This window comes from Lysobacter sp. OAE881, assembly GCF_040546665.1.
In the GTDB taxonomy this organism is placed as follows: domain Bacteria; phylum Pseudomonadota; class Gammaproteobacteria; order Xanthomonadales; family Xanthomonadaceae; genus Lysobacter_J; species Lysobacter_J soli.
Window position 1 is genome coordinate 1007486 of record NZ_JBEPOG010000001.1, and the last position, 9452, is coordinate 1016937.

General features: G+C 69.0%; 11 protein-coding genes and 1 other RNA gene. 7 read left to right on the forward strand and 5 right to left on the reverse strand.

The genetic code is table 11. The features are described from left to right. The first annotated feature begins 3 nt into the window (after window positions 1-3). The 4 genes from ribH (at window position 4) to ABIE51_RS04665 (ending at window position 2228) form a co-directional block, all read left to right on the forward strand. A complete protein-coding gene (gene ribH, locus ABIE51_RS04650) occupies window positions 4-471 on the forward strand; it encodes a 6,7-dimethyl-8-ribityllumazine synthase (protein WP_115841403.1) in 468 nt (155 codons plus the stop codon). Continuing rightward, the gene (gene nusB, locus ABIE51_RS04655; protein WP_115841404.1) at window positions 468-929 is read left to right on the forward strand and encodes a transcription antitermination factor NusB; all 462 of its coding nucleotides are present in this window, start codon (window positions 468-470) and stop codon (window positions 927-929) included. The genes ribH and nusB overlap by 4 nt, the downstream gene beginning before the upstream one ends. A 70-nt stretch (window positions 930-999) precedes the next feature. Further along, on the forward strand, window positions 1000-1968 hold the full coding sequence (gene thiL, locus ABIE51_RS04660) for a thiamine-phosphate kinase (RefSeq protein WP_192632405.1): 969 nt from the start codon (window positions 1000-1002) through the stop codon (window positions 1966-1968). 74 nt (window positions 1969-2042) lie between these two features. Further along, window positions 2043-2228, forward strand: coding sequence for a hypothetical protein (locus ABIE51_RS04665; RefSeq protein ID WP_115841406.1), 186 nt, complete (start codon window positions 2043-2045; stop codon window positions 2226-2228). Window positions 2229-2240: 12 nt separating this feature from the next. On the opposite strand, the gene ABIE51_RS04670 is transcribed toward ABIE51_RS04665, so the two are convergent. The 5 genes from ABIE51_RS04670 to ABIE51_RS04690 form a co-directional block, all read right to left on the reverse strand. Next, window positions 2241-3623 (reverse strand): FAD-binding oxidoreductase, encoded by a 1383-nt coding sequence (locus tag ABIE51_RS04670; RefSeq protein WP_192632406.1) that lies wholly within the window; start codon window positions 3621-3623, stop codon window positions 2241-2243. Continuing rightward, entirely contained in the window at window positions 3620-4153 is a 534-nt protein-coding gene (locus tag ABIE51_RS04675; RefSeq protein ID WP_192632407.1) for a metal-dependent hydrolase, read from the reverse strand. The genes ABIE51_RS04670 and ABIE51_RS04675 overlap by 4 nt, the downstream gene beginning before the upstream one ends. Before the next feature lies 1 nt (window position 4154). After that, entirely contained in the window at window positions 4155-5024 is an 870-nt protein-coding gene (locus ABIE51_RS04680; protein ID WP_192632408.1) for a DUF4349 domain-containing protein, read from the reverse strand. Window positions 5025-5224: 200 nt separating this feature from the next. Next, window positions 5225-5605, reverse strand: a complete 381-nt coding sequence (locus ABIE51_RS04685; protein WP_192632409.1) for a YraN family protein — start codon at window positions 5603-5605, stop codon at window positions 5225-5227. Next, window positions 5589-6983, reverse strand: coding sequence for a penicillin-binding protein activator (locus ABIE51_RS04690; RefSeq protein WP_192632410.1), 1395 nt, complete (start codon window positions 6981-6983; stop codon window positions 5589-5591). The genes ABIE51_RS04685 and ABIE51_RS04690 overlap by 17 nt, the downstream gene beginning before the upstream one ends. Window positions 6984-7052: 69 nt before the next feature. Here ABIE51_RS04690 and rsmI point away from each other — a divergent pair, with 69 nt between their 5' ends. The 3 genes from rsmI (at window position 7053) to mraZ (ending at window position 9444) form a co-directional block, all read left to right on the forward strand. After that, window positions 7053-7910 carry a 16S rRNA (cytidine(1402)-2'-O)-methyltransferase gene (rsmI, locus tag ABIE51_RS04695; RefSeq protein WP_192632411.1) on the forward strand — a complete coding sequence of 286 codons (858 nt, stop codon included), beginning with the start codon at window positions 7053-7055 and terminating at the stop codon, window positions 7908-7910. Window positions 7911-8142: 232 nt separating this feature from the next. Further along, window positions 8143-8496, forward strand: an RNA gene (gene rnpB / locus ABIE51_RS04700) — RNase P RNA component class A. Window positions 8497-8997: 501 nt separating this feature from the next. Beyond that, entirely contained in the window at window positions 8998-9444 is a 447-nt protein-coding gene (gene mraZ / locus ABIE51_RS04705) for a division/cell wall cluster transcriptional repressor MraZ (RefSeq protein ID WP_192632412.1), read from the forward strand. The last annotated feature ends 8 nt before the right edge of the window (window positions 9445-9452 follow it).

The window sequence follows — 9452 nt, forward strand, 5'->3', positions numbered from 1 at the left end:
CCCATGACCCACTACGAAGGCGACCTGCGCAGCCCCCCGGGCGCGCGTTTCGCGATCATCGCCAGCCGCTGGAACCCGCGCATCACCGATACGCTGGTCGCCGGCGCGCGCAAGACCTTCGCCGAGAACGGCGTGGACGAGTCGGCGGTCGATGTCATCCGCGTGCCCGGCGCGTGGGAAATCCCGGTCGTCGCCACGCGGCTGGCCAAGGCGGGGCAGCATGCTGCGGTCGTCGCGCTGGGCTGCGTCGTGCGTGGCGACACGCGTCATTATGAGCAGGTCGCCGACGGTTGTTCCGACGGCCTGATGCGCGTGCAGCTGGATTACGGCCTGCCGGTCGCCAACGGCGTGCTGGCGGTGGAGCGCCACGAGGATGCCGAGGCCCGCGCCGGCGGCACGCACGGCAACAAGGGCGAGGAAGCGGCGCTGGCCGCACTTGAAATGAGTCACCTGCTGGGGCAACTGCCATGAACCGTCGTCGTCCGGATGGAATCGATCCCGTTGCCCGTTCGCGTGCGCGTCGTCGCGCGCTGCAGGCCGTCTATGCGTGGCAGATGTCCGGTTCGAGCGCGCGCGACGTGATCGGGCAGTTCGCGCACGAACAGGCCAAGGAGCAGGCGGACCTGGAGTATTTCGAAGACCTCGTGCGCGGCGTCGAAGCGAACGTCGAGTCGTTGGACGACGCGCTCAAGCCGTTCCTGGATCGCGACATCGAGCAGGTCGATGCCATCGAACGCGCCGCGCTGCGCATCGCCGCGTACGAACTGCGCATGCGTCCGGACGTGCCGTATCGCGTGGTCATCAACGAGGCCATCGAAAGCGTGAAGCGCTTCGGCGCCGAGCACGGCCACACCTACGTCAACGGCGTGCTCGACCACGCCGCCGCCGACTGGCGCGCGGTCGAAGTGAAGGCGCCGCGGCCGCGGTGACGCCGCCCGGCCGCGACGCTGGCAACGCATCGCGGCCGCAACGTTCCACCGCGTTGCATCGGAGCATGTCGTGACACAGCCGCATTCCGATGCCCACGAATTCGACCTGATCGAACGCATCCGTCGCCGCGTGCATTCGCGCGAAGATGTCGTGCTCGGCATTGGCGACGACAGCGCGCTGCTGAAGGTCCCGGCAGGGCAGCTACTCGTCGTCGCCATGGACACGCTCAATGCCGGCGTGCATTTCCCCGACGACACCGCAGCCGCCGACGTCGGCTGGAAATCGCTCGCGGTGAACCTGTCCGACCTCGCCGCAATGGGCGCCGACCCGGCGTGGTGCACGCTGTCGCTTTCGCTGCCCGATGGCGACACGCGCTGGGTGGATGGTTTCCTCGACGGCTTCCTCGAACTCGCCCACGCGCAAGACGTCGCGCTGGTGGGCGGCGACACCACGCGCGGCCCGCTGTCGATCAGCGTGACGGTGCACGGATTCGTCGCGCCGGGACGCGCGCTTCGTCGCGATGCGGCACGTGTCGACGATGACGTCTGGGTCAGCGGCACGCCCGGCGATGCGGCCGGTGCGCTCGTGCAATGGCGCGAACGCACGGTGCGCGATGCCTTCCTGCGTTCACGCCTGGATCGCCCGACGCCGCGCCTGACGCTTGGCGCCGCGTTGGCGGATGTCGCGAACGCCTGCATCGACGTATCGGACGGCCTGCTCGCCGACCTCGCGCACGTATGTCGCGCGAGCAAGGTCGGCGCGCGCATCGAACTCGACCGGCTGCCGATGTCCGACGCGCTGCGTGCCGCGTTCGACGAAGCCCATCGCCACGCGCTGCAGGCGACCGGTGGCGACGATTACGAACTGTGTTTCACCGCGTCGCCCGAACAGCGCAACGAGATTGAACGCATCGCGCGCGGGACCGGCACGCCGGTTACGCGGATCGGACGCATCGAGGCGGGCGAGGGCATGCGCGCCTTCGACGCGCGTGGGCGGCTGTGGCAACCCGGGCGCGCCGGCTACCAGCACTTCGCGTGACTGCGGCGTAAGATCGGCCCACCGGCCGCCGGACGCCTCATCGCCGGTCCCGCCTTTCGCCAAGGAGGTCCCGCGTGGAAACGAGGTTCCTGATCGGCATGCTGTTCTTCATCGTGCCGACCGTGCTGCTGGCCATCGGTTTCTGGGTGCAGCGCAGGCGCGGGAAGACCGGCAGCAACTGGGGCGCGGTGCTGCTCGTCATCCTGTGCTGGGTGGTCGGCATGATGCTGGTGATGCGCAAGCTCGACCAGTTCCTCTGACGCGCGTCGCGGTCAGTCGGGCAGCAGCTTGCCCGGATTGAGGATGCCGTCCGGATCGAACGCCGCCTTCACCGCGCGCATCATCGCCAGCGTCGGCGCGTCGATCGCCTGCGGCATGAATTCGCGCTTGGCCAGGCCGATGCCGTGCTCGCCCGACAGCGTGCCGCCCAGCGAGAGCGTCAACGCGAACACGCGCGCCATCGCCGCATGCGCGCGTGCGCTCTGCGCGTCGTCGTCGGGGTGATACAGCAGGTTGACATGCAGGTTGCCGTTGCCCGCATGGCCGAAGCAGACGATGGGCAGGTCGAATTCGCGCGAGAGCGCATGCACGCCGTCGACGAGTTGCGGAATGCGCGAGACCGGCACCACGACGTCTTCGTTGATCTTGCCGGGCGCGAGCGTGCGCAGCGACGGCGAAAGCGCCTTGCGCGCGGCCCAGAGCTTTTCGCGCGTGGCTTCGTCGGCGGCGTCGTCCAGCGAGACCAGGCCCTCGCCGTCGGCGGCGCGCATCAATGCCTCGATGTCGTGCGGCAGCGTCTGCGAGTCGCCATCGGCTTCGATCATCAGCAGCGCGCCTGCGTCGCGTGGAAGATCGGCGCCACCGACATCGCGCGCCAGCCGCACCGCATCGGCATCCATGAATTCCAGCATCGACGGCGTCACGGGCTGCGCCATGAGTCGCGCGACGGCCTGCGCGGCGGATGACACATCGCGATAGATCGCCCGCAGTGCGCGTCGCGATTGTGGCGACGGCGTGAGGCGCAGGCTGGCCTCGACGATCAGCGCCAGCGTGCCCTCGCTGCCGACGAGCAGGCGCTGCAGGTCGTAACCGGTCGCACCCTTCGTCGTCGCGGTGCCGCAATGGATGAGGTCGCCCGTTCCGGTGACGGCGGTCAGCGCGAGCACGTTGTCGCGCGTGGCGCCGTACTTCACCGCGCGCGGACCGCCGGCGTTGCAGGCGAGATTGCCCCCGACACTGCTGTAGCCGGCGCTGGTCGGATCCGGTGGCCAGAACAGGCCGTGCGGTTTCAACGCGGCCTGCAGGTCGCCGTTGAGCACACCCGGTTCGACGACCGCGCAGCGATCGCCGGGCCGGATGTCGAGGATGCGGTTCATGCGTTCGAACGAGACCACCACACCGCCCGCGACGGGCACTGCGGCGCCGGTCGTGTTGGTGCCACGACCGCGCGCGATCACCGGCACGCGCGCCGCGCGGCAGGCCCGCACCAGACCGACGACCTGCTCGCGCGTGGTCGGCAGCGCCACCGCATCGGGCAGCGCCTGTCGCCGCGAGTTGTCGAAGGCGTAGGTGAGGCGCTCGCTCTCGTCGGTGAGCCAGCCGTCGCCGAGCAGGGATCGAAGTTCGGAATCGAGCGTGGTCGGCAACGGCGTCATGGACGCGAGGATACCGCCCGTCGCAGCGCGAGGCCCGCCCCAGCGAGCGCCGCGCAAGGCAGCCATACCCAGCGCGCTTCCGAGGCCATCACGGCTGCACCGCGGGCGCTGAAGAAGCCGCTTCCGATGGGCGACACGGCGATGGGCTGCCACGGCGCGAACACGCGCGCGTCCGACCACGGCCACCACAGCGCAACGCCGAGACCGCCGTTGGTGAGCGAATCGAGCAGCGGATGCGAGGCCGTGCATGCGAACAGCCACAACGCGGCGATCCAGGGCCGCGTCTGTAGCGGCCGGTGCAACCACGCGCCCAGCGCGGCCACCACGCCCGCGAACGACAGCGAATGGCTCGCACCGCGATGGCCGAAGTCGTCCGCATAGGCGATGCCAAGCTTGAAGGCGACGACATCGGCATCGGGCAGCATTGCGGCGAGCATACCCGCCGCGATCAACCTTGGCGGCAGCCGTCGCGTGCCGCACGCGATCCCCATCGCCAGCGGCACCACGGCATGCGTGAAGATCGTCGGCACGTCAGCGCCCGCGCCGGCGCCACGCGCGGATGCCGAATACCGCGAGTGCTGCGGCCAGCCACAACGGCCACAGGTAGGCGATGCCGACGATGAGATCGAGCCCTAGTCGTCCGCCGTCGCCTAACGCCTCCCACACGCGCGCGAAAAAGCCAGGTCCTTCGCGGCGCATCGCGACGTCCAGATCGGGCCGCTCGGTTCGACGAAGCTGCGGCGGCTGGTGCACCGCCAGCCCGATCCGCGCGAACGCGATCCGGTCTTCAAGCTCCGCGCGGGCAACGGTCGCTTCATCGCGCTGCGCCTGCGCATCGGCGCGTGCGCCGAGAGCATCGGCCTTCTCGCCGGTCTTTCCCGGCGCGCTGGCGACCTGCGCCAGCGCCGCCTGCGCGTCCTGATGTCGCGCGAAGGCCAGTTGCTGGCGCAACAGGTCGAACTGCGCGTCGGTCGCCTCGAACTTGCGTTCGTCGAGGAACTCGATCTGTCCAGCGAGGGCGCGCAGGAATTCCTGCGTGCGCTCGCTGGGGACGCGCACGATCAACGAACCTCGCAAGGTATACGTCGACAGTTCCACGCGCATGCCGTCGCGGCTGGCATGGGTGCGCGAGCCGTTCGTCTCGGACCAGATGTTGTTGCGTTCGACGAATCCGCCGTAGTTCGCGGCCAGGTCCTCGATCGACAGCGCCGCGCGATACACATCGCGCACGCTGAAGGAGGCGCTGCCGACGCGGATGAAGCGACGCCCCGGCGAGTCCTGCGTGTTCGCAGCCGATTGCAGCTGCGTCTGCATGTCGGGCGGCGAGAGCGCCTTCGCCGGCGCGGGTGCGGCTGCACCGCCTGCTGCGGGCCTCGACAGATTGGCGTGCGGTACGTCCATCGCTGCGGCATCCGCCGCCGCCTCCGCCTCCTCCTTGCGGGAGCACCCCGCCAGCACCAACGCCCATGCGCAGGCCAGTACGGCCGTACGGATCACCGTTCGCATCATCGTCCCCTGATTGCGTCGTGGAATTGCGCGACCCGATGCCGCGCCTCATGACGAACGCGCGTGCGCGCGGAGCGGGGTTGGCGGATCTTGGCCTAGACGTCGTCCGCGCGGAAGGCGTCCCTCACCCAGGTGAGGCGCGGCGATGCCGGATCGCCGTCGGCCTCGACCACATCGAAGCGACAGGGGGCGTTTGCGTGCTTCGGGTGGTGCGCGAGGAAGGCGCTCGCGGCCTGCACGAGCTTGCGGCGTTTATGCACGTCGACCGAGGCTGCGCCGCCGCCGAAGCGGGCGCCGCGCCGGTAGCGCACCTCGACGAACACCAGCGAGCTGCCGTCGAGCATGACCAGGTCGAGTTCGCCGAAGCGGTAGTTCGCATTGGCCGCTACGTCGCGGAGTCCGGCGCGGCTCAGGTACGCGCGCGCGGCGGCCTCGACCGCCGCGCCGCGGGAACGGCGATCAGCGGTTGGACGCATCCGCGAGCGCGGTCGGTAGTCCCGAACTGAAGGTCGACCACGACGGCGTGCGCTGCACGTTGCCGAAGCCGTCCAGGCGCAGCGTGCCGGTCGCGCCGTCGATGTGGCCGTCGGCGGTGGTCGCAAGCCGCTGCAGGTAGGCGGTGATCTGCCAGGCGTCGAAACCGAACGCGAACAGGCGCGCGGCGGGACCCTTGGCGTTGTTGAGCTGCGAACCGGCAATCGCCGCCGGCGGCAGGCCCGGAACGCCGCGCGTGGTCCAGGTTTCGGTCGGGAACGCGATGCCGTCGAGCACGCGGTCTTCGTCCGCCTTGCCGGTACCCGACAGCAGTTGCGAGGTCGCCACGCGCGGCTTGCCGGCCAGGCCCGCGAGGGCGAGCTTCGGCATCAGCAGGCGCGCGCTGCTGCCCTTCACCGCGAGGAACACGGCGTCCACGCCGCCTTCCTTCTGCGCGAAGGGAATGAAATCGGACGTGCCTTCGCCCGCGACGTCGGTCACCGTCGCACCGCGTGCCACCAGCCGTTCGCGCAGGCTTGCGACAGCGCGCTGCTGCGTGTCGTCGACGCCCGCCACCACGAGCACGCGCTTGGCACCCAGCGCCAGCAGGCGTTCGGCGGCCGCGTTGCCTTCGTCTTCCGGCGACAGCGAGAAGCTCGCATTGCCCGCCGGCGGTTCGCCGTCGCCGCGATTGAGCGCGAGCACCGGCACCTGCAGCGCGCCCTTGGCGAACAGCGCGTTGACCTCGTCGCGGCCGAGCGGGCCGACGACGAAATCGTTGCCTTCCAGCGCGGCGCGGTCGTACGCGGCGAGCGCGCCACCCGGCGTGCCGGCGGTGTCGTAGAAGCTCACGTCGGGGCGACGGCGCGGTTCGCCGTAGTAGCCGGCGAGGAAACCGTCGCGCACCGGCGCCGCGGCGACGGCGAGGTTGCCCGACATCGGCAGCAGCACCGCGAGCTTCACCGGCGGGCGATAGCCATCGTGCTCGGCGGCGGGTCGGCCGGCCGCATCGAAGTTCCAGCCGGTGCGGTCGAACGCGCGCGGCAGCGGCAGGCCGCGACGCAGCAGCGCCTGGGCGGCGTGGTTGTACAGCGGATCGCCCGCGGCCAGCGACGCGGCTTCGCGCGAGAGTGTGGCGTTGTCGAGCGCGGACAGCAGGCGTTCGATCTCGCGATCGTTCGCGCTGCGCGCCGCGCCGGTGAGGGCGGCGCCGTTGCGCGCGAGCTCGCCGGCCTGCGCGACCGTCGGATTGCGGCTCTGCTGGGAATTCGTGGTGCCGGTCGTGGCTACGGTCGCGCAACCGCCGAGCAGCATGGCGCCCAGCGCCGCCGCACACATCCACGTCATCGTCCAGCGGTTGGAAGCTCGGATCATCTGCATGCAATGCCGCGACGCGGCGTTCCTGAGGGACGCGGTTAGGATTCTACCCGGCCCCACCGCAGACGCACGATGCACACGTCCCAGCCCGCCACAGGCGGCTCGAAATCTCCCGGCACGCTTCACGTGGTCGCCACGCCCATCGGCAACCTGGGCGATCTTTCTGCCCGCGCGCTGGAAACGCTGAAGACGGTCGACGCGATCTGCGCCGAAGACACGCGTCACACGCGCCAGCTGCTCTCGCACTTCGGCCTGGAGCGCCCGCTGATCGCGCTGCACGAACACAACGAGGACGCGCAGGCGGCGCAGCTGGTCGCGCGCCTGCAATCGGGAGAAAGCTTCGCGCTGGTGTCCGACGCCGGCACGCCGCTGGTAAGTGATCCGGGCTTCCGCCTCGTTCGTGCCGCGCGCGCGGCGGGATTGCGCGTGTCTCCCGTGCCGGGCGCCTGCGCGGCGATCGCGGCGTTGAGCGTCGCGGGCATGCCGAGCGACCGGTTCGTGTTCGAAGGATTCCTGCCGGCGAAGGCGTCTGCGCGTCGCGAGCGGCTCTCCCGCCTGACGGGCGAGGTGCGCACGCTGATCTTCTACGAGTCCGCGCACCGCATCGAGGAATCGCTGGACGACCTCGTCGCCGCCTTTGGCGAAAGACGCCGCGGCACCATCGCGCGCGAACTGACGAAGCTGTTCGAAACCGTCCTCGACGGAACCCTGGCCGACCTGCGCCAGCGCGTCGGTGCCGATGCCAACCAGCGCAAGGGCGAGTTCGTCCTGATCGTCGAAGGTGCCGGCGAAGACGCCGATGCCGCCGTCGCCGAAGGCAAGCGCCTGTACGCCAAGCTCACCGAATACCTCAAGCCCTCGCAGGCGGCCAAGCTCGCCGCCGAGCTGAGCGGCGCGCCGCGGAAGGCGTTGTACGGCGCGGAGGAGTAAGGCGGGAAGAGGTACTCCCAACGGTGATGGGGCGGACGCATGGATTCCCGCCTTCGCGGGAATGACAGCAAACGAGTGTGACCCCTCGTGCAGCCATCGGAGCGTTAGCCCCCTTTAGTAAAGGGGGCGCGCCGGCAGGCGCGGGGAATTGGAGGTCGTGAGCCGGGGCCCGAAGTTTTGCTTCAGCAAAACTTTGGGGGCAATTCGCTGCGAAGCAGTAGAATGCCGGCGCGGAGTCGGCCAGGCAGTCGCGTCATCCGGAAGGATGCCGAGGAAAGTCCGGGCTCCACAGGGCACGGTGCCAGGTAACGCCTGGGCGGCGAGAGCCGACGGAAAGTGCAACAGAGAGCAGACCGCCGAACGGCGTCGCAAGACGTGCGTGGTAAGGGTGAAACGGTGCGGTAAGAGCGCACCGCGAGTCCGGCAACGGACCGGCACGGCAAACCCCACCGGGAGCAAAACCAAATAGGGAGACTATGCCGCGGCCCGCGGTGTCTCCGGGTAGGTTGCTTGAGCGTCGCGGTGACGCGGCGCCTAGAGGAATGACTGTCCACGACAGAACCCGGCTTATCGGCCGACTTCGCTCCTTTTCTTCCCAGGCTGGCCTGGGAAGAACCCCAAAGTTTGCGACGGCAAACTTTGGGCCCCGAGGCATCGCCTCCAAATCCCGGCGCCTGCCGGCGCGCCCCCTTTACTAAAGGGGGCTGGCTTCTCAGCTTTGGAAGCGAGGGGGCTTTGGGGTCTTAGGTCTGGGACATCGATCGGCGGATCTCGATCGTGGGCGCAAATGGACGGCCGGTGCTGCGGCGCAGCATCGGCCTTTCGCTTTTGCGGTCTTGGGTCGCGCAAGTGGGCGGCATACGTGTCCAGTCTCAAAATTTGAGACGAAACAATGGGTAGTGGATAAGTCTTGAACAAACCTGTGAAGTTCTTCGCAAGTCATTGACGGGACAGGTGAATTTGCCTCCCGAAACTTGTTGACAACCCTGTGGGGCGTGCCTAAGGTGGGCATCTGAGGGAAAACCGGGTTTTTTGTGGTTTTCCAGGATCAAGCCGCCCGCCTAGAGGCGGCCCCAACAGGTGAGCAATGTTCCAGGGCGAGACCGCCATCACGATCGACGACAAGGGCCGGTTGGCGGTACCCACCGTCTACCGCGATGCCGTCGCGCGCGAGTGCGATAACCGCCTGGTCATCACCTACAACCCCTTCGAGTCCGGCTCGCTGTACCTCTACCCGCATGCCGCGTGGGAGCGGCTGCGCGACCAGGTCAATGCGCTGCCCAAGGCCAAGGCGGTCAACCGCAGCATGCAGCTCAAGCTCGTCGGCGCCGCGGCGTTCGTCGAGCTCGACGGCAACGGACGCATCAGCATCCCGGCCAGCCACCGCAGCGCGGTGGGCATCGAGAAGAAGGCCGTGCTGCTGGGCATGGGCGACAAGTTCGAACTGTGGAGCGAGCAGGCGCACCACGCGCAGATCCGTCAGACGATTTCTGACGCGGATCTGAGCGAGGAGCTGCTCGACCTTCAGCTGTGACGGTGGGT

Bases quoted from the DNA above. Each gene is read 5' to 3' on its own strand.
- ribH (WP_115841403.1), top strand. From the start codon at position 4: ATGACCCACTACGAAGGCGACCTGCGCAGCCCCCCGGGCGCGCGTTTC.
- nusB (WP_115841404.1), top strand. From the start codon at position 468: ATGAACCGTCGTCGTCCGGATGGAATCGATCCCGTTGCCCGTTCGCGT.
- ABIE51_RS04670 (WP_192632406.1), bottom strand. From the start codon at position 3,623: ATGACGCCGTTGCCGACCACGCTCGATTCCGAACTTCGATCCCTGCTC.
- ABIE51_RS04680 (WP_192632408.1), bottom strand. From the start codon at position 5,024: ATGGACGTACCGCACGCCAATCTGTCGAGGCCCGCAGCAGGCGGTGCA.
- ABIE51_RS04685 (WP_192632409.1), bottom strand. From the start codon at position 5,605: ATGCGTCCAACCGCTGATCGCCGTTCCCGCGGCGCGGCGGTCGAGGCC.
- ABIE51_RS04690 (WP_192632410.1), bottom strand. From the start codon at position 6,983: ATGCAGATGATCCGAGCTTCCAACCGCTGGACGATGACGTGGATGTGT.
- rsmI (WP_192632411.1), top strand. From the start codon at position 7,053: ATGCACACGTCCCAGCCCGCCACAGGCGGCTCGAAATCTCCCGGCACG.
- mraZ (WP_192632412.1), top strand. From the start codon at position 8,998: ATGTTCCAGGGCGAGACCGCCATCACGATCGACGACAAGGGCCGGTTG.